19 protein-coding genes are annotated in these 22,865 nt (G+C 74.5%); 6 read left to right on the top strand and 13 right to left on the bottom strand.

Annotated features, from left to right (window positions below; all coding sequences use genetic code 11):
• Position 1 precedes the first annotated feature (1 nt).
• Positions 2-595, top strand: a complete 594-nt coding sequence (locus B124_RS15730; RefSeq protein WP_496503454.1) for a PPA1309 family protein — start codon at positions 2-4, stop codon at positions 593-595.
• A 75-nt stretch (positions 596-670) separates the two neighbouring features.
• Here B124_RS15730 and B124_RS15725 read toward each other — a convergent pair whose 3' ends face one another.
• The 4 genes from B124_RS15725 to B124_RS15710 all read right to left on the bottom strand — a co-directional run bounded on the left by B124_RS15725 (position 671) and on the right by B124_RS15710 (position 3,772).
• Entirely contained in the window at positions 671-1,765 is a 1,095-nt protein-coding gene (locus B124_RS15725) for a YlbL family protein (protein WP_496503453.1), read from the bottom strand.
• Between the two features lie 20 nt (positions 1,766-1,785).
• Positions 1,786-1,956, bottom strand: coding sequence for a hypothetical protein (locus tag B124_RS15720; protein ID WP_018835031.1), 171 nt, complete (start codon positions 1,954-1,956; stop codon positions 1,786-1,788).
• Positions 1,957-2,035: 79 nt separating this feature from the next.
• Positions 2,036-2,515, bottom strand: coding sequence for a molybdenum cofactor biosynthesis protein MoaE (locus B124_RS15715; protein WP_496503452.1), 480 nt, complete (start codon positions 2,513-2,515; stop codon positions 2,036-2,038).
• Between the two features lie 111 nt (positions 2,516-2,626).
• On the bottom strand, positions 2,627-3,772 hold the full coding sequence (locus tag B124_RS15710) for an NAD-dependent epimerase/dehydratase family protein (RefSeq protein ID WP_496503451.1): 1,146 nt from the start codon (positions 3,770-3,772) through the stop codon (positions 2,627-2,629).
• Positions 3,773-3,973: 201 nt separating this feature from the next.
• Here B124_RS15710 and B124_RS15705 point away from each other — a divergent pair, with 201 nt between their 5' ends.
• Together B124_RS15705 and B124_RS15700 are read left to right on the top strand one after the other, a co-directional pair.
• Positions 3,974-5,521, top strand: coding sequence for a zinc-dependent metalloprotease (locus tag B124_RS15705; protein ID WP_496503450.1), 1,548 nt, complete (start codon positions 3,974-3,976; stop codon positions 5,519-5,521).
• On the top strand, positions 5,518-6,048 hold the full coding sequence (locus B124_RS15700; protein ID WP_496503449.1) for an NUDIX hydrolase: 531 nt from the start codon (positions 5,518-5,520) through the stop codon (positions 6,046-6,048). Before B124_RS15705 ends, B124_RS15700 begins: the two co-directional genes overlap by 4 nt.
• Before the next feature lie 89 nt (positions 6,049-6,137).
• Here B124_RS15700 and B124_RS15695 read toward each other — a convergent pair whose 3' ends face one another.
• Positions 6,138-6,722 carry a M48 metallopeptidase family protein gene (locus tag B124_RS15695; RefSeq protein ID WP_496503448.1) on the bottom strand — a complete coding sequence of 195 codons (585 nt, stop codon included), beginning with the start codon at positions 6,720-6,722 and terminating at the stop codon, positions 6,138-6,140.
• Between the two features lie 168 nt (positions 6,723-6,890).
• On the opposite strand from B124_RS15695, the gene B124_RS15690 reads away from it, so the two are divergent.
• Entirely contained in the window at positions 6,891-8,114 is a 1,224-nt protein-coding gene (locus tag B124_RS15690; RefSeq protein WP_496503447.1) for a ThiF family adenylyltransferase, read from the top strand.
• A complete protein-coding gene (locus tag B124_RS15685; RefSeq protein ID WP_496503446.1) occupies positions 8,107-9,507 on the top strand; it encodes an ABC1 kinase family protein in 1,401 nt (466 codons plus the stop codon). Before B124_RS15690 ends, B124_RS15685 begins: the two co-directional genes overlap by 8 nt.
• 19 nt (positions 9,508-9,526) lie before the next feature.
• Here B124_RS15685 and B124_RS15680 read toward each other — a convergent pair whose 3' ends face one another.
• The 4 genes from B124_RS15680 to B124_RS15665 form a co-directional block, all read right to left on the bottom strand.
• On the bottom strand, positions 9,527-9,838 hold the full coding sequence (locus B124_RS15680; protein WP_496503445.1) for a putative WhiB-interacting protein: 312 nt from the start codon (positions 9,836-9,838) through the stop codon (positions 9,527-9,529).
• Complete coding sequence (locus B124_RS15675) at positions 9,835-10,200, bottom strand: WhiB family transcriptional regulator (RefSeq protein ID WP_106966315.1); 366 nt, start codon at positions 10,198-10,200, stop codon at positions 9,835-9,837. The genes B124_RS15680 and B124_RS15675 overlap by 4 nt, the downstream gene beginning before the upstream one ends.
• A 113-nt stretch (positions 10,201-10,313) precedes the next feature.
• Positions 10,314-10,637, bottom strand: coding sequence for a hypothetical protein (locus B124_RS15670; RefSeq protein WP_496503444.1), 324 nt, complete (start codon positions 10,635-10,637; stop codon positions 10,314-10,316).
• A gap of 167 nt (positions 10,638-10,804) precedes the next feature.
• On the bottom strand, positions 10,805-12,940 hold the full coding sequence (locus tag B124_RS15665) for an ATP-dependent DNA helicase UvrD2 (RefSeq protein ID WP_496503502.1): 2,136 nt from the start codon (positions 12,938-12,940) through the stop codon (positions 10,805-10,807).
• Positions 12,941-13,248: 308 nt separating this feature from the next.
• Between B124_RS15665 and B124_RS15660 the strand changes: the two genes are divergently transcribed.
• Positions 13,249-13,506, top strand: coding sequence for a mycoredoxin (locus B124_RS15660; RefSeq protein ID WP_496503443.1), 258 nt, complete (start codon positions 13,249-13,251; stop codon positions 13,504-13,506).
• A 76-nt stretch (positions 13,507-13,582) separates the two neighbouring features.
• Here B124_RS15660 and nudC read toward each other — a convergent pair whose 3' ends face one another.
• From nudC to B124_RS15640, 4 genes are all read right to left on the bottom strand, one after another.
• On the bottom strand, positions 13,583-14,533 hold the full coding sequence (nudC, locus tag B124_RS15655; protein WP_496503442.1) for an NAD(+) diphosphatase: 951 nt from the start codon (positions 14,531-14,533) through the stop codon (positions 13,583-13,585).
• Between the two features lie 105 nt (positions 14,534-14,638).
• A complete protein-coding gene (locus tag B124_RS15650) occupies positions 14,639-18,373 on the bottom strand; it encodes an ATP-dependent DNA helicase (RefSeq protein ID WP_496503441.1) in 3,735 nt (1,244 codons plus the stop codon).
• Positions 18,374-18,496: 123 nt separating this feature from the next.
• Positions 18,497-19,204, bottom strand: coding sequence for a hypothetical protein (locus tag B124_RS15645; protein WP_496503440.1), 708 nt, complete (start codon positions 19,202-19,204; stop codon positions 18,497-18,499).
• Between the two features lie 91 nt (positions 19,205-19,295).
• Entirely contained in the window at positions 19,296-22,664 is a 3,369-nt protein-coding gene (locus tag B124_RS15640; protein WP_496503501.1) for an ATP-dependent helicase, read from the bottom strand.
• Between the last annotated feature and the right edge of the window lie 201 nt (positions 22,665-22,865).

Genomic DNA, 22,865 nt, shown 5'->3' with positions numbered 1-22,865 from the left:
CATGTCCAACTCTCCCACCGGCGGTCCACCCCTGGCAGCCGACCCGCTGACCCGCGCGGTCCTGGAGCTTGACGAGTACGCGGCCGGTTTCGGCTGGGACCGGCCGCCGCGGCTCTTCGCCCTCGTCGACACCGCGCGGCTGCGCGCGCAGGAACCGGGGCTCGCCCAGCGGCTGGACCTCGGCGCAGACGACGGCGACGGCCCCGGTGCCGGGGCTGCGGCGGGGCCGGCCGCGCAGGTCTCGTACACGCCGATCGAGCAGCAGGAACTGCCCGAAGGGCAGCCGCTCGACGAGTTCCTCGGCACCATCGCGTGGCCCGACGCGGTCGGCGGCTGTGCGCTCACGGTCGAGCGGCTGATGCTTCCGCCCGCGGCGGAGGCCGAGGTGCCCGATGATCTCGACGAGGCCGGGCTCGCCGACTGGGTCGCCGCGCATCCGCGACGCGAGGAGGTCCGCATGACGGTCGGCGTGCTGCGCGACGGGAGCCGGGAGGCCGCGCTGCGGCTGCGCTCGAAGGACACTCCCACCGAGGTGCTCACCGGTCCGGACCTGGTGCCCGGGCTCGCCCGCGCACTGGCGGCGACGTTCGACTGACCCTGCCGTGCCGGCCGGCCGCCCCCGGCGGGGTGGCCGGCCGCCGTGCACGCGGCGCACGCCGTGCCCGTGCGGCTACTTCTTGCACTCGTCGAGCTGGTCGAGGTCGCCCTCGCGGATGTCCTTCAGCGCCTTCAGGGCGTCGTCCATCGTCCGGATCTCGATGAGGGTGAGCCCGTCGGGCACGTCCCGGACCGCCGTGGGGCAGTTCGCCGCGGGGGTGAGGAAGAACTTCGCGCCCTCATCGCGCGCGCCTATGGTCTTCATGTGGATGCCGCCGATCGGCCCGACCTGGCTCTCGGTGTTGATCGTGCCGGTGCCGGCGACGAACTCGCCGCCCGTGAGGTCACCCTTGGTGAGCTTGTCGACGATGCCGAGGGCGAACATCAGCCCCGCGCTGGGGCCGCCGACGTCGGCGAGCTTGATGTCGATCTCGAACGGGAAGGTGTGCGCGGTGCCCGCCGCGATGCCGACCACGGCCTTGCCGGGCTCCTCGTCGGACTCCCGGGTGCGGAGGGTGATCTTCTCGCCCGGCAGCTTGCGGGGGTCGTCGCCGGCCTTCTCGGCCTTCTCGGCCTTGTCCGCGGGGACGATCCGGAACGTGACCTTCTCCCCCGGCTTGCGGCTGGTGACCAGCTCGACCACGTCGCCCGGCACCTTGACTGGCTTGCCGTCGACCGCCTTGATCACGTCACCGGCGTGCAGCGTGCCCTGCGCGGCACCGCCCGCGGCCACGGAGGCCACGATCACGCGGGTGGTGAAGGGGATGCCCAGGGCGTCGAGCGCGGCGACCTTGGCGCTCTCCTGCGAGGCGGTGAACTGCTCGGCGTTCTGCTGGTCGACTTCCTCGGCGGTGCTGTCGTCCGGATACAGCGACTCGTGCGGCACCACCGCGTCGTCCGGCGAGAGCCAGCCGTAGACGGCCTCGACGAGGTTCATCTTGTAGTCGGCGCCGGTGACGCGGACCGTGGTCATGTTGAGATGACCGCTCGTCGGATACGTCTTGCGGTCCTCGATCTGCAGGACGGGCTCGCGGTCGTGCTCCCCCAGGGTGTTCACCGTGGGCCCGGGCGACATCTCGGCGTACGGCACGGGGATGAAGACCCCGGCGACGAGGATGGCGAGCAGCGTCACGGTGGAGGCGAGCAGCGTCGCCGTGCGGCGTGGCATAGAACGACAGTACGGGACGCTCAGGCGGCCCCGGAACGGGAGTGGCTGCGCTCCATGGCTTCCCGGAAACGGGCGTACCCCGCCAGCTCCGTGCTGTCGCCCACCTTGCGGGTGCGCGTCGCCCAGCCCGCCCATATCGCGGCTGCCCCGGCTGACGCGAGGGGTATGACCAACCAGGCTATCGCTGCCATCCCGTACTCCTAGCTGACGTGACTTCTTTCCGATAAGCCAACGCTCACGCGGGCCCGGAAGTTACGCAACTCGACAACTTCAGCCAGCGCCTACCCACTCTTCCGTCCCGTCCGTGAACTTCTGGTGTTTCCAGATGGGAACGTCGCGCTTGAGCGCGTCGATCAGGGCGCGGCAGGCGTCGAACGCCTCGGCGCGGTGCGGGCAGGAGACGGCGGCGACGACGGCGAGATCCCCCACGGCCAGTTCGCCCACGCGGTGGACGGCGGCCAGCGCCCGTACCGGATAGCGGGCCGCGACCGTCTCCGCGACCCGGCGCATCTCGGCCCCGGCGGTGGGATGGCTCGAGTACCCCAGCGCCGTCACGTCCTGGACGCGCTCGGAGGCGGCCTGCCGGTCGTGGTCACGGACCGTGCCGACGAAGAGCACCGTCCCGCCCGCGGCGGGGTCGCCGACGGCGGTGAAGACCTCGTCGAGCGAGAGCGGCTCCTCACGGACGGCGACCAGGCGCACGGGGTCCGCGGCGGCCTGCTCGCCCGGGTGCTGCGGGGTGTCTGCCATGCGCCCATCCTGCCGCACGGGACCGACAGGCCACCGCCCGCACGGCGGCGGCCCGGTTCGCGTACGGGCCGGGGCGCGGTCCGTACGCGGTGCTCCGCGGCGGGCGAGGGCTCAGATCTTGCCGCGCCGTGCCTTGCGGACCCGGCGTACGACCGCGGCCGTGCCCAGCAGCGCGACCGTGGCCCCGGCCGCTCCCGCGGCGCCCGCGGCGGCGGCGTCCTTGCGGCCCAGCCGGCGGCCGGCGACCGTGTGCCGGCCGGAGACCTCCTCAAGCAGCTCCGCGAGCACCTCCTCGTTGGTGTGCTGCGGACGCCAGCCCGCGTCGTGCAGCCGGCTGCCGCTGACGACCCACGGGTACATCGTGTACGCCAGGTCGCCGGCCGGGGACGGCGTGAGGCCGAGGCGGTGCAGCCGGGAGGCGGCGCCGAGCGCGACGGCAGACGGCAGCTCCATGCGCCGGATACCGGTCAGCTCCTCGACCTCCTCCTGCTCCAGCCAGCCGTCGCAGCCGACCGCCAGCTCCCCCTCGGCCTTCTCCAGCGCCGCGAACTCCAGCGCGGCGGCCAGGTCGTCGATGTGGCAGAACTGCCAGCACGGCCGGGTGCCCTTGACGACCAGCAGCCGCGGCGACTCGAAGTACCGGGTCAGCGGGGTGTCGACGCCGCCGACGACGGCGGCCGGGCGCACGACGGTGACATTCAGACCGGGGTGCGCGCGGGGCGCGCGGCGGCCCAGGCGCTCCATCTCCAGCAGATCGCCGACGCCGGTGGCCTCCTCGGTGGCGCGCAGCTCGGCGTCCTCGGCGAGCGGGACGGGGTTGTCGGGCAGCGCCCCGTAGACCATGGCGGAGGTGCACAGGACGACGCGGCGCACGCCGGCCGCGGCGGCGGCGGTGAGCACCGTCTGCGTACCCCGCACGTTGTACGCCGTACGGGCCGTGGCGTCGGTCTCCAGGTCCAGGTCGAGGGCGAGGTGCACCACGACGTCGGTGCCGCGCAGCTTGTCGGCGATCGCGGGGTCGCGCACGTCCAGCACGTGCCAGTGGGCCTCGGGCAGCTCACCGCGCCGCTCGTCGATGGCGACGACCTGCTTGACCTCGTCGGAGGCCGCCAGCCGCTCCGTGACCAGGGCGCCGATGCCGGCCGCCGCCCCGGTGACGGCGACGACGGGGCGCCACGCGCCTGGGCCGGGCTCGTCGGCCGCGGCCCCATCAGCGGCTTTTCGCGCTGCGCGAACGTTCGGTTCCGGGGAACTCACCGGGCGGCTCCAACTGTTGTGTGCAGTAGTTCCATCCATCCTGCCCCAGCCGCACCCGCGGCGGTGGCGGCGGGCGCCAGCACATCGTGCGGGTATGCCGTGCGGGCATTCCGTGCAGGCATACGAAGCGGCATAGGGTGGAGGCAGTGGAGGGCGTACGCCGCCGGCCCGGTGCAGGCGGCCCGACGAGCCGAGGAAACCGTGAGTGACACCCCATTCGGATTCGGCCCCCCGAAGGAGCCGGACGACGACGGCGAGGGCGACGACAAGGGCGCCCGCAAGGGGGACGGCGACCGGAGCGGCCGGGACCCGTTCGGCTTCGGGAGCGCCGGCAGCGACCCGCAGAACCCGTTCGCGGCCCTCTTCGGCTCCCTCGGGGGCCCGGGCGGCGCCATGGGCCCGCAGGACCTGGGCGCGGCCTTCCAGCAGCTCGGCCAGATGCTGAGCTACGAGGGCGGCCCGGTCAACTGGGACATGGCCAAGGACATCGCCCGGCAGACGGTCGCGCAGGGCGCGCCCGCGGGCGGCGGCCAGGCCGCGGGCTCCGGCGGCGAGTCGAAGGACGCCAGCGTCGTGGACTCCGAGCGCAAGGCGGTCGAGGAGTCCGTACGGCTGGCCGACCTGTGGCTGGACGAAGTGACCTCGCTGCCCTCCGGGTCCGGCGCCGCGCTGGCCTGGAGCCGGGCGGAGTGGGTCGAGGCGACGCTTCCGGTGTGGAAGGAGCTGGTCGACCCGGTCGCCGAGCGGGTCGGCGCCGCCATGGGCGGTGTGCTGCCGGAGGAGATGCAGGCCATGGCCGGCCCGCTCATCGGCATGATGCGCTCGATGGGCGGAGCGATGTTCGGTACCCAGATCGGGCACGCCGTGGGGGTGCTGGCCGGCGAGGTCGTCGGCTCCACCGACATCGGGCTGCCGCTGGGGCCGGCGGGCAAGGCGGCGCTGCTGCCGGTGAACATCAGGAAGTTCAGCGAGGGCCTGGGCGTACCGCTGGACGACGTCCGGCTGTACCTGGCGCTGCGTGAGGCGGCGCACCAGCGGCTCTTCGCCCACGTACCGTGGCTGCGCTCCCACCTCTTCGGTGCCGTCGAGGGCTATGCGCGCGGCATCAACGTGGACACGTCCAAGCTGGAGGACCTGGTCGGCCAGGTCGACATCGAGCGTCCCGAGCAGTTGCAGGAGGCGCTGCAGCAGGGCATGTTCCAGCCGGAGGACACCCCCGAGCAGAAGGCGGCGCTGGCCCGGCTGGAGACGGCCCTGGCGCTGGTCGAGGGCTGGGTGGACGCGGTCGTGCACGCCGCCGCGGAACCGCACCTGGACGCCCCCTCGCTGAACTCGCTGCGCGAGGCGCTGCGCCGCAGGCGCGCCACTGGCGGTCCCGCGGAGCAGACGTTCGCGACCCTCATCGGGCTGGAGCTGCGGCCACGGCGGCTGCGGGACGCCTCGCGGCTGTGGGCGTCGCTGGCGGACGCCCGCGGGGTCGACGGGCGGGACGCGCTGTGGGCGCACCCCGACATGCTGCCGACGGCGGGCGACCTGGACGACCCGGACGGGTTCGTGCACAGCGAGCAGGCGGACTTCTCGGAGCTGGAGAAGATGCTGGGCTCGGGCGGCGACGCCGGGTCCGGTGATGCCGGTGATGCCGGTGACGCTGGTGATGCCGGTGACGCGGGCGGCTCCGGTGGCTCCGGCAGCTCCGGCGGCGGCGAGGAGGACGGGCGGGACGGCGGCAAGGGCGACAGGGACACGTGACGCTGCGGAACGACGCCGAGCGCGTACTGAAGGAGTGGAGCGCGCCGGACGGCGGTCAGGACGCGCTCCGCGTCACGTACCTGGAACATCTGGCAGCTCACCCCGACGGGATGTACAAGCCGTGCGCGGCAGGGCATGTGACGGCCAGCGCTCTCATCGTCGACCTGGCGCGAGAGCGGGTGCTGCTGACCCTTCACCGCAAGCTGCAGCAGTGGCTGCAGACGGGCGGCCACTGCGAGCCGCAGGACGCCACGCTGGCCGCGGCGGCGCTGCGGGAGGCGGGCGAGGAGTCCGGCATGACGGGTCTCACGCTGCTGCCCGGCGGGCCTGTGGGCCTGGACCGGCACCACACACCGTGCGCCTGGCACCTCGACGTGCAGTACGCGGCGCTGGCCCCCGCGGGGGCGGTGCCGTCGATCAGCGAGGAGTCGCTGGATCTGCGCTGGTACGGGTACGACGAGGTGGCGGGCGTCGCGGACGCGTCCGTGGCGCGGCTGATGGATCGCACGCGGGCGCGGCTGGCCTGAGGGCCGGGGCCTGCGGCCCGAGGACGCGCGGAGGCCGGGCGCACCGGTGCCGGGGCGGTCACGCGGCCACGTGCGCGTGACCCGGCTGGCTAGTCGGTGCCGGGCTCCGGGCCGCCCGGCGCGGGGCGCGGGATGAACGGCAGGCTCTCGCCGGCGACCACGCCCTCCAGATAGCCGCGGGCCCGCTCGGTGCGGGGGTAGGCGCCGACGAGGTCCCAGAAGCGGGGGCCGTGGCCCGGCACGAGCAGGTGGGCAAGCTCGTGGATCAGCACGTAGTCGATGACGTACTCGGGCATGCCCTTCAGCCGGTGCGAGAGGCGGATCGTGCCCTCGGCGGGGGTGCAGGAGCCCCAGCGGGTGTTCTGGTTGGTGACCCAGCGCACGCTGCTGGGCCGGGCCCGGCCGTCGAGGTACTGCGCGGAGAGCCGCTGGGCCCGGTCGGCAAGCTCGGCGTCGCCCGGCATCCGCCGGTTCTCCTGGGCCTGGAGCTTGTCGAGCATGACTGTGACCCAGCGCTGCTCCTCCGCCTCGCTCATGCGGGCGGGGATCAGCACGACGGTGCGGTCGCCCTCGCGATATGCGGAAACGGTCCTGCGCCTGCGCGCGCTGCGTCTGACCTCGACCGCTCGCGACGGTTTCGGCCGTCCATGGCTGTGCTCTGGGTCAGCGGGCACGCCACGACGTTACCTGGTCAGGGAAGAGAAAGTCCCGGCCAGGAGCAGGTGTGCGACCCCACCGCAGGCGCCGCAGCCAATTCGTCATACTTTTTCCGTCACCTGTGGATAACTACTGATGCGCCGCGGCGGGAGCTGGCAAGGTGACGGAGGAACAAGGGGGGCACGATGCATCCGATGATCAAGCCTGCACTCCGGCGGAGCTGGCGCGGCAGGCACACCCTGCAGATGGGCGTGACCAGGGCACATGCGGTGTCGATCCATCCGGTGGACTCGGCGACGGGGTTGTTCCTGCGCCGGCTGGACGGCACGCGCGGGCTGGATTCGCTGCGCCGTGAGGCGCACAGGTTCGGTCTCTCACCCCGGTCGGTGGACATGCTGGTCGTCCGGTTGACGCGGGCCGGGCTGATCGACGAGGGACCGCCCCCGCCGACGGGCACCGTAACTCCCCGGGACGGCCACCCGACCTCCACGGACCTTCCACGCGGCGTCCACCGTTCCGCGCGCCCCGGTCCGCGGGAGGCGCCTGTCGCGCCACCGGCCGGCGGGCCGTCGATGCCCGGGGGCCGGCGGCACGGCGGGGCGATACCGGCCCGGCTGCGGGGCGACCAGGCTTCGCTGTCCGTCGTGCACCCCGAGCCCGGGGCCGCCGTGGAGCGGCTGCGGGCGCGGCGGGGGCTGCGGGTGGTGGTGCGCGGCGCCGGGCGGGTGGGTGCCTCGGTGGCGGCGCTGCTCTCCGCCGCGGGCATCGGCGAGGTGGAGGTCGTCGACGGCGGCTGCGTGGAGCCGTGGGACGTGGTGCCCGGCGGCGTGGGTGCCGGGGATGTCGGCCGGCGCAGGCGGGACGCGGCCCTGCGCGCCGTGCGCCGGGCCGGGCCGTGGCCGGCGGCGCGCGGCGGGCGCCCGGGCGGGCCGGTGGCGCTCGTGGTGCTGGCACCGCGGGACGGGCTGGCGGCGTACGCGCCGGATCCGGAGGTCGCCCGGCGCTGCCGCGACGCGGGCATTCCCCACGTGTACGCGGGAGTGCTGGAGGGCACGGGGGTGGTGGGTCCGCTCGTGCTGCCGGGTGGCTCGGCGTGTGCGGGCTGCCTCGCGGCGGCCCGGGCGGAGCGGGAGCCGGAGTGGCCGCGGATGCTCGCCCAGTGGCGGGCCGGAGGTGAGCGGGAGGGGGTCGCCGCGTGTGATGCGGCGTTGGCGACAATGGTGGCAGGGCTGACGGCCGCCCATGCGCTGACTTTTCTCGACGGGCGGCTGCCGGTCTGTACGGGGGCCCGGCTGGAGTTCGCACTGCCGGGCCTGGCCTGGGAGTTGACGAAGCTCGATCCACACCCGAGGTGCGGGTGCGGTGCGGCGGCAGCCGCTGACCGGGATACGGGAGTGGTCCATGTCTGACCTTCCACGCAAGGCGATCACACGTACGGCGAAGCTGGCCTCTCTCCCGGTGGGCTTCGCCGGGCGCGCCACCTGGGGGCTCGGCAAGCGGCTCGGCGGCCGGCCGGCGGAGCGGGTGGCCCGGGAGCTGCAGCAGCGCACCGCCGAGCAATTGTTCAAGACCCTGGGCGAGTTGAAGGGCGGGGCGATGAAGTTCGGGCAGGCCCTGTCCGTCTTCGAGTCCGCGCTGCCGGAGGAGATAGCGGGGCCGTATCGCGCGGCCCTGACCAAGCTGCAGGAGGCGGCGCCGCCGATGCCGGTGCGCACGGTGCACGGTGCGCTGGCGGAGCGGCTGGGGCCGGACTGGCGGGATCTCTTCCTGGAGTTCGAGGACACGCCCGCGGCGGCGGCGTCGATCGGGCAGGTGCACCGGGCGGTGTGGCACGACGGCCGCGCGGTGGCGGTCAAGGTGCAGTACCCGGGGGCAGGCAAGGCGTTGCTGTCCGACCTGACGCAGTTGGGCCGCTTCGCCCGGCTGTTGGGGCCGCTGGCGCCGGGGCTGGACATCAAGCCGCTGATCCAGGAGTTGCGGGACCGGGTCTCGGAGGAGCTGGACTACGGGCTGGAGGCCCGGTCCCAGCGCGCGTACGCGCAGGAGTTCGCGGACGACCCGGATGTGCTGGTGCCGGACGTGGTGCACCAGGCGGACCAGGTGCTGGTCACCGAGTGGCTGGACGGCGTGCCGGTCTCGGAGCTGATAGCGGACGGCTCACGGGCGGAGCGGGACCGGGTGGGCCAGTTGCTGGCACGGTTCCTCTTCGCCGGCACGGCACGCACGGGGCTGCTGCACGCCGATCCGCACCCGGGCAACTTCCGGCTGGTGAAGGAGGGCGAGCCGGAGGAGTGGCGGCTCGGGGTGATGGACTTCGGCACGGTGGACCGGCTGCCGGGCGGGCTGCCGGAGGAGATAGGCACCGCGCTCGGGATGACGCTCGACGGCCAGGCGGACGACGTGTACGAGCTGCTGCGCGAGCAGGGGTTCGTGAAACCTGACGTCGAGCTGGACCCGGAGGCGGTGATCGACTACCTGCTGCCGATCATCGAGCCGGCGGCCGTGGCGGAGTTCGCGTTCAGCCGGGAGTGGATGCGCACGCAGGCGGCCCGGATCGCCGATCCCCGCAACCCCGCACACCAGTTGGGCCGGCAGCTCAACCTGCCGCCGTCGTATCTGCTCATCCACCGGGTGACGCTCAGCACCATCGGGGTGCTCTGCCAGCTCGGCGCGCAGGTGCGGATGCGGGAGGAGCTGACGGAGTGGCTGCCGGGCTTCGCCGAGTACGCCGAAGGGGGCCGTCCGGAGGACGACCCCCACGAGGGTTCGGCGACGGAGGATCCGGCGACGGCGAGCGCCTGACCGGGACGGCCCGGAGCCGCTACTGCATGACGGCCATCGCCAGCGCGCGCCGGGCGCGCATCTGCGCGCGCTCGGCCCGTCGCTGCATCCGCCGGGCAGCAAGCAGGCGCAGGGCCCTGCGTTCCTGCTCGGCGGCCTCCACTCGGTCCCGATACTGGGCCCGGGCAAGGGCTTCTGGCATGAGTTGCATCTGAAGGTTCCTGTTCTGGCGCTCGTCGTAGGCGCCTGCTTCGTGACGTGCTGCGGGGTAGTCGGTGGACGGGTTCATCGTCGTTTCCTGCTCTGCCGGTGCGTGCGCGCGTGGACGGTCGATCGTGCCGTGGGCGTTCATGCCACGACCGGGTTCTTCCGCGGACGCCCACGCGGCCGCTTGCGCGGCACGACCACACCCTGGACGAACAGCTCGCCGCCCCAGACCCCCCAGGGCTCGCGGCGCTCCTTGGCACCCGCGAGGCACGCCTCACGGACGGGGCAGGTCTGGCAGAGGGACTTGGCGTACTCGACGTCCGCCGGAGTCTCCGCGAAGAACACCTCGGGGTCGTAGCTCCGGCAGGGCACGAGGTCGCCGAGCGCGTCGATGCGCTCGTCGAGCTCGGTGAGAGCGGTCAGCTGAGTCAAAGGGACCTCCAGGTCGGTGGTGCCGGGCACGGGGTCGGGCGTGGGCCTGTGCGGGGTGTGCACGGGGAGGGACACGTTTCCGTCCTTGCTCGTCGTGTTGATCAACTTCTGCGTTGGGCAAATCAAAAGGGCCGCGGATCCCGGTTCGGGTTCCGCGGCCCTGGAAGGTGCCGTCTCGATCGATGCGATCAAGATGGTTCTTTCCAGGGATCAGGCCCGCGGAAGGCCCGCATGTGCTGCGTCGTGGCCGCAATGCCGCCTGCGAAGGCGCCATTGGCCCACACCTGCTGGAGGTCGGCACCCGCTGCCGCCGCCGCATAGGCCGGAGCCTGCGCCGCTGCTACCAGGAGTGCCTTGGTCGGTCGCTCGTCACGGATGCCAGCCCCCAGACCGCCACGGACACCGGACACACCGGTGGCGGGGACCCGGAGCTTGGAGACCGCGAGCAGGCAGGAGGAGACGACCTCGCGACCGGCGGCAGCACGAGCTTCAAGTTTCGTGTTGCTGATCATGGGTTTCTCCTCCTCTCTGTCTCGTCGGACCGGCGGACCGGTCCAAGGTCTCCTAGTACAACACGGAATCACCGGCTCCGTGAAGAGCTGTTCTTCCGTGCCGGAAGGCTATGAGGCTACTCCCGGCGATCGCAAACCATTTTTCGGGGAATTTTTTCCGGACCCCGTCACGGCTCCCCGGCGGGCTCGCCGGACGGCTCGCGGCCCGCGCACAGATCCAGGACATCGGTGCCATATCGGTCGAGCTTGCGCTTGCCCACGCCCGAAATGACCGACAGTTCCCGCTCGTTGTCGGGCACGGCCTCGGCGATGGCGATCAGGGTCTTGTCGGTGAAGACGCAGTACGCCGGCTGTCCCAGTTGCCGAGCCTGGTCCGCGCGCCAGTCGCGCAGCCGCTCGTACAGCCCCTCGTCCATGTCCGACGGGCAGTCCTCGCACCGCATCAGTTTGATCTCGCCGGCGTCCGTGAGCGTCCGCCCGCAGACCCGGCAGCGCACCGGCCCGCGCCGCCGGCGCCGGTCGGCCGCGCTCCGCTGGGCACCACCGCGCTCCACGCCGCCCTGCGCCAGGACCGCGGCGCCGCCCGGCCGCCCGGAGCCCGGCCGCAGCCCGGTCAGAAAGCGGCTCGGCCGCCGCGAGGCCCGCCCGCCCGGCGAGCGGGACAGCGCCCAGGACAGCGACAGGTGCACCCGGGCCCGGGTGATGCCGACGTAGAGCAGCCGGCGCTCCTCCTCGATCTGCTCGGGCGTCTTGGCGTACGTGATCGGCAGCATGCCCTCCGTGAGCCCCACCAGGAACACCGCGTCCCACTCCAGGCCCTTCGCAGCGTGCAGGGAGGCGAGCGTCACACCCTCGGCCGTCGGCGCGTGCTGCGCCGCGGCGCGCTCGGCCAGTTCGCCGACCAGATCCCGCAGCGTCGCCCCGGGCCTGGCCCGGCCGAAGTCCTCGGCCAGCCGCACCAGCGCCGCCAGCGACTCCCAGCGGTCCCGGACCGTGCCCGAGCCCGCCGGCGGCTCTGCCGACCAGCCCAGCACGGCACGGACCTGCGCGGCCAGGTCACCGTCCCGGCCGGCCTCGTCCAGCATCGCGTCGTTCTTGCCCCCCACGGCCGCGCCGCGCAGCTTGACCCCGGCCTCGCGCACCTCGGGCCGCTCGAAGAACCGCTCGGCGCCACGCATCTGGTACGGCACGGAGCGGTCGGCGAGCGCCTGCTCGTAGACCTCCGACTGGGCGTTGATCCGGTAGAGCACGGCGATGGAGCTGGGCGCCACGCCCGCGTCGATGAGCCGGCGGACGTGCCGGGCGGTGCCCTCGGCCTCGGCGGGCTCGTCCGCGTACTCCGCGAAGGCCGGCTCCGGGCCCCCCTCGCGCTGCGCCACCAGCTCCAGCCGGGCGGCGGCGGCCCGGCCGGTGGCCTGGGCGAGCACGCCGTTGGCCAGGTGGACGACCTGGGGGGTGGAGCGGTAGTCGCGGACGAGCTTGACGACCGTGGCGTCCGGGTGCCGGGTGCGGAAGTCCAGCAGGTGGTCGGGGGTGGCGCCCGTGAAGGAGTAGATCGTCTGGCTGGCGTCGCCGACGACGCACAGGCTGTCCCGGCCGCCGAGCCACAGCTCCAGCAGCCGCTGCTGCAGCGGGCTGACGTCCTGGTACTCGTCGACGACGAAGTGCTGATACTGCCGCTGCACCTGCTCGGCGATGTCCGGCCGGTCCTGGAGCACCCCCACGGTGAGCAGCAGCACGTCCTCGAAGTCGATGACGCCGCGGTCGCGCTTCAACTGCTCGTATCCCCGGTAGATGCCGGTGATCTCCGCCGGGTCGCGCGGGGCGTCGCGGCCGGCCTTGGCGACTGCCGCGGCGTAGTCCTCGGGGGCGGTCTGCGTGACCTTCGCCCACTCCAGCTCGCCGGTGACGTCCCGCAGCTCATTGCGGTCGAGCCGGACGCGGGCGCGCGCCGCCGCCTCCGCGACGAGCTGGACCTTGCGCTCCAGCAGCCGCGGCAGCTCACCGCCGACGGCCCGCGGCCAGAAGTACTGCAACTGCCGCAGCGCGGCGGAGTGGAACGTCCGCGCCTGCACGCCCGGGGCGCCGAGCTGGCGCAGCCGGCCGCGCATCTCGCCGGCCGCCCGGTTCGTGAACGTCACGGCCAGCACGCTCGCCGGCTGCAGCACGCCGGCCCGCACGCCGTACGCGATGCGGTGGGTGATCGCGCGCGTCTTGCCCGTGCCCGCGCCGGCCAGCACGCACACCGGGCCCCGCAGCGCCGTCGCCACCTCGCGCTGCTCCGGGTCGAGCCCCGCCAGCACCGCGTCCGCCGAGTCCGGGACGGCGGGGAACTCCGTGGACCCCGTGAGCCGGGTGGGCTGGGTGGACTGGGTGGACTGGGTGTAATCCGAGGACAGGGAGGGCTGCGAGGACGGCGGGGGCTGCGGTGCTGCTGTCACCCCGCCATGCTGCCAGGTCTGCCGGGACCGGTGTGCCGGTTGTCCACAGGCCCGCGTGAGCGGTCCGGTTATCCACAGACGGCCGGGCGTGGCTACGGGAATGGCCGCGTCCCCGGTTACGTTCAACCTCCGGAACAGACCCGGCCGACCCCCCGAAGGAGCGCAGCGACATGGCGGGCACCGTCACGATGTACAGCACCACCTGGTGCGGCTACTGCCGTCGGCTCAAGAGCCAGATGGACCGCGAGGGCATCCCGTTCAACGAGATCAACATCGAGCAGGACCCGGAGTCCGCCGCCTACGTCGAGAGCGTGAACAACGGCAACCAGCTCGTGCCCACCGTCGTCGTGGTGCCGAAGCAGGGCGGCGAGTCCGTCGCCATGCCCAACCCCTCCCTGGCCCAGGTCAAGGCCGCCCTCGGCGCCTGACCGCAGCCGCGGGCACCAGCACCGCCGCCGGCCCTCGGCCGGCGGCGACGGTGCGGCGGGGGCACCGCGGCGGCCGTCAGCCCGCCCGCCGCGGCAGGTCCGAGCCGTACCACAGCTCGATCAGCCGCCCCGCGATCGAGATCCCGTACGGCGGCAGCACCTCGCCCGTCTCGTACGCCTTCCGCAGCTCGTCGCGCGAGAACCAGCGCGCCTCGTGCAACTCCTCGCCGTCCACCTGGATCTCGGCGCCTTCGGCGTCCGCCGCGCGCGCGAGGAAGCCCACCATCAGGCTCGACGGGAACGGCCACGGCTGGCTGGCCACGTACTCCACGTCGCCGACCACCACCCCCGCCTCCTCGAAGACCTCCCGGCGCACCGCGTGCTCCAGTGACTCACCGGGCTCGACGAAGCCCGCGAGCGTCGAGAAGCGCCCCTCCGGCCAGTGCACCTGGCGGCCCAGCAGGATCCGGTCCTCCGGGTCGGTCACGGCCATGATCACGGCGGGGTCGGTCCGCGGATAGTGCTCCGCGCCGCACGCCGGGCAGCGGCGGATGTGGCCCGCGGCGGCGATGACCGTACGCTCGCCGCAGCGCGAGCAGAAGCGGTGCAGCCGCTGCCAGTTCTCCAGCGCGACGGCGTGCACCATCAGCCCGGCGTCCTGCTCCGACAGCAGCAGCCCCGCCTCGCGCAGCCCCGCGGGGCGTGCGGTGTCGTCCATGCGGCCGGGCAGCGAGTCCTTCTGCAGCGCGAAGTAGCGCACGCCGGCGGAGTCGGTGCCGAGGAAGTAGCGGTGCTGCTCGGTCGGCGGCGCCTCGAAGGCGGGCGTCGTCACCAGCTCGGTGCCGCCGTCGGCGGTGTCGTCGATGAGCACCTGGCCCTCGCAGACCACGAAGACGCGGGTCGTCGGATGGCTCCAGGCCGCCGCCAGCCACGCCTCGTCGATGCGGTGGTGGGCGGCGCGGTCGACGCCGGTGTCCGCCGTGAAGGAGACCGGCCGAGAGGCCGTCCGTTCGATGCCCGTGGTCACTGCTGCTCCCCTTCCGCCGCGCCGCCTTCGGCCCCCACGCGCTCTCCCGGCAGGCACACCGAAGGGTCGGCGACGCTGCCGGGGGTGGTGCTCATGCCCCCGAGCCTAATCCGTCCGGCCGGCCAGCAGGGCCTCAAGCTCCGCTCTGCCCGGCAATGTGGCGGGACGCACGATCTCCCCGGTGCGTACGTACAGGAACGCGGCGGTGACGCCGGCCAGCGGCAGCCGCTCCTGCTCGGCCCAGGCGAGGCGGTAGACGGCGAGCTGGAGGGGGTCGGCGCTGCCGCTGCGGCCGGTCTTCCAGTCGACGATCTCGTAGCCGCCGCCGGGCTCGCGGTACACGGCGTCGATTCGCCCGCGGATGAGGCGGCCGGCGAGGCTGAGCTGGAAGGGGGCTTCCAGGCGGTACGGGGTGCGCTGGGCGTACGGGGACCGCTCGAACGCCTCCTTCAGGGCGGCCAGCTCGCGCTCGTCGGCGATCTCCGGCGCGTCCTCTTCGCCGCCGGGCAGCTCGTCGGGGCCGAGCATGGGCAGCGGCAGCGCCTCGAACCGCGACTCCACCCAGGCGTGGAACCGCGTCCCGCGCCGCGCGGCGGGCATCGGCGGGCGCGGCATCGGCCGGGCCAGCTCCCGCGTGAACTCCTCGGCGTCGGCGGCGAGCCTGATCAGCTGCGAGGCGGTGAGGGAGGCGGGCAGGGCGACGTCCCGGACGGGCCGCCGGGCGGCGAGCAGCTCGGCTTCGAGGGCGTCGATGTCCCGGTCCCAGGACTCGACGACCCGCACGTCGGCGGGGCCGAGGGGGCGGGCCGGCGCGGGCTGCGGGCGGGCGTCACCGGAAGCGGCACCGGCGCCGGCGTGCCCGGTCGCAGCCGCGGGGGGCGGTACGTCACCGGGGCGTCCCGGCCGCGCGCCGTCCGGCGCCGCCGGGGCGGCGGGTACGCCGGCCGCGGTTCCGGTGGCCGCCCAGGGCTCGGGCACGCCCGGCGCCTTCGGCGCGGGCACGGTTTCGCCGGACACGGATTCGCGCGGCGCGGACCCGCCAGGCGCGGGCCTACCGGACGCGGACCCACCGAGCACGGATCCGCCGGGCGCAGACCCGCCGGACGCCGGGTCGCGCGGCGCTGGCCCGCCGGGCGCGAGCTCACCGGGCGCGGACCCGCCAGGCGCGGGCGGCTCGCCGCCGGCCGTTGGCCCGGCGCCTGCGCCCGCCGCCGCCGCCCGGCGCGCCAGCGCCGACTCCACCGCCGCTGCCGCCGCGCGGCGGCGGGCCGTCGCCGCCGGGTCCAGCGGGAGCGGCCAGGCGCGTTCCGCCTCGTGCTCCGCCAGGGCCGGGTTCCGGGCGTCCTTGGGGGGTTCCGTGGCCCATGTCTCGACCTCGCCGCCGCCGCGCTCGCAGTGCTCCCGCAGCGCGTGCAGGAACGCCGACGGGCCCCGCGCCTCCTTCTGCGTCGCGCCCCACCAGTGCCCCGAGCCCAGCAGCAGCGACCGGGGGCGCGTCACCGTGACGTACCCGAGGCGCAGCTCCTCCGTCTCCTGGTGCTCCCGCATCGCCGCCCTGAAGTCCTTCAGCCCCCGCGCCGTCCACTCCGCCACGTCCGGCAGCGTCGCCGCGTCGCCCCGCAGCGCGTGCGGCAGCACCTTGCCCTGCGTGACCCACGACTCCCGCGGCTGCCGGCTCGGGAAGTGCTTCTCCACCAGCCCCGGCACCACCACGACGTCCCACTCCAGGCCCTTGGCCTTGTGCGCCGTGAGCACCTTGACCGTGTCCCGCCCGTCGCCCGGCAGCGAGCTGTCGAGCCCCTTCTCGTACTGCGCCGCGGTCCGCAGGAAGCCCAGGAACCCCAGCAGCGTCGCCTCGCCGTCGAGCGCGGCGGACGACGCGTAGCCGGCGGCGACGTCGAGGAAGCGCGCCAGCGTCTCGCGCCGCCGCGCCGCCAGCGCGTGCGGCGACGCGGACAGCTCGACCTCCAGTCCCGTGACCGCCAGCACCCGGTGCAGCACGTCCATCAGCGGGTCCGCCAGCGACCGCCGCAGGTCCCGCAGCTCCGTCGCCAGCCGGGCGAACCGCTGCCGCGCCGCCGCGCCGAACGGCAGCCCGTCGTCGGGCTGCCGAGCCTCAAGAAACGTGTCCAGCGCGTCCGCCAGCGACGCCACCTCCGCCGGGTCGACGCCCTCGACGGCCTGCGCCAGCCGCTCGTCGGCGTCCGGCTCGCCGTCCGTACGGGCCGTGGCCACCAGCAGGCGCGCGCGCCGGCCCAGCAGCGCCAGGTCGCGGGCGCCGATGCGCCACCGCGGGCCGGTCAGCAGGCGTACGAGCGCGGCGTTGGCGGCCGGGTCCTGCAGCACCTCGCACATCGCCACCAGGTCGGCGACCTCCGGCAGGTCCAGCAGCCCGGCAAGACCCACGACCTCCACGGGTACGTCCCGGGCGACCAGCGCCGCCTGGATGTCGCCGAAGTCGCCCGCGGTGCGGCACAGTACGGCGATCTCGCCGGGGGCCGTGCCCGTACGCACCAGATGCGCCACCGAGTCCGCCAGCCAGTCAAGCTCCGCCGCATGCGTCGGCAGCAGCGCGCAGCGCACCGTGCCGTGCCGTTCCGCACCGGCGGCGGGGCGCAGCGCCTCGACGCCGACGTGGCGGGCGCGCAGGGGGGCGGCCAGCCCGTTGGCGAGTGCGAGGAGGCGCCCGCCGCTGCGCCGGTTCTCGCCGAGCGCCTGGCGGCGTGCGGGGGTGCCGTCGGCGTTCGGGAAGTGGGCGGGGAAGTCGTCGAGGTTGGCGACGGACGCGCCGCGCCAGCCGTAGATCGCCTGGCAGGGGTCGCCGACGGCGGTCACCGCGTGCCCCGTGCCGCCGCCCGAACCGCCAGAACCACCCGAACCGCGCGAACCGCGCGAACCGCCGGCACCGCCGAACAGCGCGGCGAGCAGCCGCCGCTGGGCGACGGACGTGTCCTGGTACTCGTCGAGCAGCACCACCCGGCACTCCTCGCGCAGCAGCCGGCCCACAGCCGGGTGGTTCTCGGCGAGCAGCGCGGAGTGGGCGATCTGGTCGCCGAAGTCGAGCAGATCGCGGCGCCGCTTCTCGCGCCGGTAGGCCCGTACCAGGCCCAGCAGCTCCAGCCGGGCCTGCGCGGCCCTGGGAGCCTTGCGCAACTCGTCGTTGGTGAGCCGGACCCGGTCCAGCTCCGCGAGCTGCGCGGCACCGAAGTCCGCGAGCGCGTCGGGCTCCACGAGGTGTTCTGCCAGCTCGGCGTCGAGCGCGAGGAGTTCGCCGACGAGCGCCGGGAGGGACTTCGTCAGGGCGGGGTACGGGCCGGGGGCGGTGCGCAGCACGTGGGCGGCGAGCTGGTAGCGGGTGGCGTCGGCGAGGAGGCGGGCGCCGGGTTCGAGGCCGATGCGCAGGCCGTGGTCCTTGAGGAGCTGGCCGGCGAAGGCGTGGTACGTGGAGATCCGCGGCTCGCCGGGCTCCGCGGAGCCGTCACCCGGCACCCCGTCCCCCGGCACCCCGTCGCCGTACGCCCCGGCGGGCCCGGCACCGCCCGCCGCGGCACCGTCACCCGGCATGACCCCCGCCTGCGCCAGCGCCCGGCGCACCCGCTCCGCCAGCTCCGCCGCCGCCTTGTTGGTGAACGTCAGCCCCAGCACCTGCTCCGGCGCCACCTGCCCGGTGCCCACCAGCCACACCACCCGGGCCGCCATCACCGTCGTCTTGCCGGATCCCGCCCCCGCCACGATGACCTGCGGGGCCGGCGGTGCGGTGATGCACGCCGTCTGCTCCGCGGTGAAGGGGATCCCGAGGAGCTCCTTGAGCTGGTCGGGGTGGGTGATACGGGCCGGCATTCCAGCGAGCGTAGCGGCGCCCGCCGACAACCGTGGTCGTGCGGCTGCCGGCGGGCGCAGGGGGCGGGGGGTGCGCTACGGGGCGTACGTGCCCGGCTGCGGCCCGGTGTGCGGAACCGCGGTTCAGCCGCCGAGTTCGTTGAGGTCCACCGCGTCGGACGGGGCGGTGACGTCCACCTTCTCGTTGAACTCCGAGAACTCCGCCGTGCCCGGCTCGTCCCCGCCCTCGATCTCCATCTTGAGGATGTACGGCTCGCCCTCAGTGGCGATGTGCACCGTCGTGGTCTCGCCGTCCTTCTTCGTGATCAGCTCGATGGTCGGGGTGCCGCGCACCTCGCCCTCGTCGCCCTTCTCGGTGTTGTCGTTCTTGTCGCCCTTGTCCTCGTTCAGACCCTTGAGGATCTCGTCGAGGTCGCAGAAGGACGCGAAGTCGTCCTGCCCGGTCCCCGCCTTCACCCACTTGTCGCCCACCACCGACGCGATGAGCTGCGCCTGCTCCGGGCTGCCGGCGTTCTGCTCCCAGAACTGCGTGTCCGGCTTCATGTACGACGTGCCGTCGACGCGCATGACCTCCGCGTTGGCACCGTCCAGGCCGATGCTGCCCTTGCACTCGCCGCTCTTGGTCAGCGCCAGGTTCATGGACGTCTTCTGGGCACCGCTCTGCTCGAAGTCCATGGTCATCGACTTGGCGGACTGCATCGCCGCCACCGTCTCGTCCTGGATCTCCGTGGCCGACTTGCTCGCGAGGCCGTCGTCCTCGCTGCCGCACGCCGACAGGACCGTCACGCTCAGGGCCGAAACCAGAACCCCCGCCACCACGCTCTTCCGCACAGTCAATCCTTACTTTCTGTTTACGCCTGAACGATTGGTCATACGACCACATACAAGGCCGCGGTGTCACACCGGGTCTCACCCTGTGGTTTCACTCGACGACGTGCCGCCCCTCCGGGCGGGCGCTGCACGAGCTGCGGAAAGCGCACTGCGCGCAGTGGTCGCCCGGCGTCGGCCCGAAGCGCTCGTCGAGCACCCGGGCGGCGGCAGTCGCCAGCAGCCGGGGGACCCAGTCGCCCTCCGGCGGCGGCTGCTGCTGCACCTTCGGCAGCGCGTCGCCGCCCTCCCGGACGGGCGCCCCGATCCGCAGGTGGACCAGCTCGGCACCGCCCGGGACGGTGCGCTCCGCGCCGGCCGCGCCCTCGGCGACGGCGGCCTGGTACACGGCGAGTTGGGCGTGCTCGGCGACCTCGGGGCCGGTCGGCCGGGACTTGCCGGTCTTGAAGTCGACGACGTACGCGCGGCCCTCCGCGTCCTCCTCGACCCGGTCCATGGTGCCCTTGACCTGCACCTCGTAGGTACCGGCCTTCAGCGTGACGTCGAAGTCCCGCTCGCTGGCCACCGGCCGGCGGCCCCGCTCCAGCACGTGCCAGCGCAGAAAGCGCTCCAGGGCGGCGCGGGCGTTCTCCTTCTCCTGCGCGGACTTCCACGGGGCGTCGAAGGCGAGGCCGTCCCACACGCCGTCGAGGCGCTCCATGAGCGCATCCAGGTCGGCGGGGGTACGGCCCGAGGCGACCTCGTCGGCGAGGGCGTGGACGACGAGGCCGAAGCCCTGGGCGACGGAGGCCGGTTCGCCGGCGCGTACCTCGCGGCCGAGGAACCACTGCAGCGCGCAGGTGTCCACCAGCAGCCCCACGGCGCTGCCGCTGAGCGCGACGGGCTGGGCGGGGTCGCGCAGCGGCACCGCGTTCTCGGTCGGCTCGTCCAGGCCCCACCAGCGGTCCGGATGCGCGGCGGGCACCAGCGGCCGGCCGTCGTCCGCCGGCGCCGCCAGCCGGGCCAGCCGCTCGGCGGCGGCGGCACGCAGCGCGTCGGACGCCTCGGGGTCGACGGTCGTCGCGCGCAGCTCGGCGACCATCGCGGCGACGGAGAGCGGACGGCGGGGGCGGCCGGTGACGTCCTTGGGTTCGACGCCCAGTTCGGCGAGGAACCGCGACGGCTGGTCGCCGTCCTCCGCCGGCGCCTTCACGGCGGTGACGACGAGCCGTTCGCGGGCGCGGGTGGCGGCGACGTAGAACAGCCGCCGCTCCTCGGCGAGGAGCGCGCCGGGCGGCAGCGGCTCGGCGAGGCCGTCGCGGCCGATGCGGTCCGCCTCCAGCAGGGAGCCGCGGCGGCGCAGGTCGGGCCAGAGGCCCTCCTGGACCTGGGCGACGACGACGAGCCGCCACTGCAGGCCCTTGGCGCGGTGCGCGGTCATCAGGCGTACGGCGTCGGGGCCCGCGGAATCGTCGGCGCGGCGGGTGAGGACGTCGGCGGCGATGTCCTGGGCCTGGAGCTCTTCGAGGAAGTTGAGGGCGCCGCGGCCACCGGTGCGGTCCTCGGCGCGGGCGGCGGTCTCGAAGAGGGCGCAGACGGCGTCGAGATCGCGGTCGGCGTTGCGCCCCGCGGGGCCGCCGCGGGCGGCGGCGCGCTGCAGCCTGCCGGGCCAGGGGGTGCCGTCCCACAGCTCCCACAGGGCGGCTTCCGCGGTGCCGCCGCGGGTGAGGAGGTCGCGGGCGCGGCGGAGGAGGAGGCCGAGGCGGTGGGCGCCGGCGGCGTACGCGCGGTCGTGGACGACGAGGCGCGAGGGCTCGGCGAGGGCCTCTGCGAGGAGCACGTCGGAGGGCCGCGGTACGGACCGCCCGGCGGCCCGCTCCTCCTCGCGGAGCGCGCGCCCGAGGCGCCGCAGGTCGGCGGCGTCCATGCCGCCGAGGGGGGAGGAGAGGAGGGAGATGGCGACGTCGGGGGGGATCCAGGGGGCGGGTTCTGTGTGCGACGCGCTGGCGGGTGCGGAGTCGCGGTGCGTCGTGCCGCCGGGTGCCGAGTCGCCGTGGCGCGTGGTGGGGTTCGTCCCCCCGTCGGGTGGCGCGTCATCCGCCGCGCCGGTCGGCGGCGCCTTCGGCGCCGGGTCTCCCACCCGCCCACCCGTTACCGGCATCCGCCCCACCGCCGAACCGGCACCGGGCACCACGCCGTCCGCGGCGCCGGCTTCCCCGGGGCCCGTCCCTCGGCCCTCCTGCCCCGCCGCGGGCAGGTCCGCGGCGGACGCCGCCACCCTCAGGGCCGTCAGCAGCGGCTGCACCGCCGGCTCGTGGCGCAGGGGCAGGTCGTCGCCCGCTATGTGCAGCGGCACTCCCGCCGACGTCAGGGCGCGGCGGACCGACGGGATCGTGCGGGCGCCCGCGCGGACCAGGACCGCCATCTCGCCCCAGGGGACGCCGTCTTCGAGGTGCGCCCGGCGCAGGATGTCCGCGATGTTGTCCAGTTCGCCGCTCGCGGTCGGGTACGTGTACGCCTCCACCCGCCCCCCGTCGCGCACCGGCACCAGCCCCCGGTGCGCCCGTACCGCCGCCGACGGCAGCCGCGGCAGCGGCATCCGGCGGGTGAGCAGCCGCGTCGCCGCCAGCAGCAGCGCGCCCGAGCGCCGCGACGTGCCCAGCACCGCGACCGGCGCCGGGCTGCCGTCCCGCCGCGGGAAGACCTCCGGGAACGTCAGGATCCCCCCGACGTCCGCCCCCCGGAACGCGTAGATCGACTGGTCCGGGTCGCCGAAGGCGACCAGCGTCCGGCCGCCGCCCGCCAGCGCCCGCAGCAGCCGCACCTGCGCCGCGTCCGTGTCCTGGTACTCGTCGACGAACACCGCGTCGTACCGCCCCGCCAGCTCCCCCGCCACCCGCTCCGTCTCGGCCAGCAGCACCGCCCGGTGCACCAGCTCCGCGTAGTCGAGCACCCCCTGCATGTCGAGCACGTCCAGGTACTCCGCCAGGAACTCCCCCGCCGCCGCCCAGTCCGGCCGCCCCGCCGCCGCCGCGAACCCCTCCAGCGCCGCCGCCCCCAGACCCAGCTCCCGGCTGCGCGCCAGCACCGCCCGTACCTCGTCGGCGAACCCGCGCGTCGTCAGGCAGGCCCGCAGCTCGGCCGGCCAGGACACCCGCGCCCGCGCGCCGTCCTCGTCGTGGCCGGCGAGCAGCTCCCGTACGACGACGTCCTGTTCCGGCCCGGACAGCAGCCGCAGCGGCTCGACGAACATCTCGGCGTCCTGGTGAGCCCGCACCAGCGCGTAGCAGTACGAGTGGAACGTGCTCGCCTGCGGCGCCGGCGCGCCGTCCAGCCGGGCCGCCATCCGGTCCCGCAGCTCCACCGCCGCCTTACGGCTGAACGTCAGCACGAGGATCCGCTCGGGGTCCGCCCCGCGCCTGATCCGCTCGGTGACGGCTTCCACCAGCGTCGTGGTCTTGCCCGTCCCCGGCCCGGCGAGCACGAGCAGCGGTCCGTCCCCGTGCTGAACCACCGCGCGCTGCGCTGCGTCCGGCACAGGGGGGACCGGCCGCACGGGCGGGGTACGGACGAGCCGGTATGCCGGAGAGGAGACGGACAAAGTGCTCACATGTTTCGCCGGGGTGGGAGATCGGGCGGCCGGGAGGGGTCGGGGGTCAGGTGCCGGTTGCCGAACCGTACTCCG

It is taken from the genome of Streptomyces sp. CNP082, from assembly GCF_059570535.1.
This window is presented reverse-complemented; position numbering and strand designations above follow the sequence as displayed.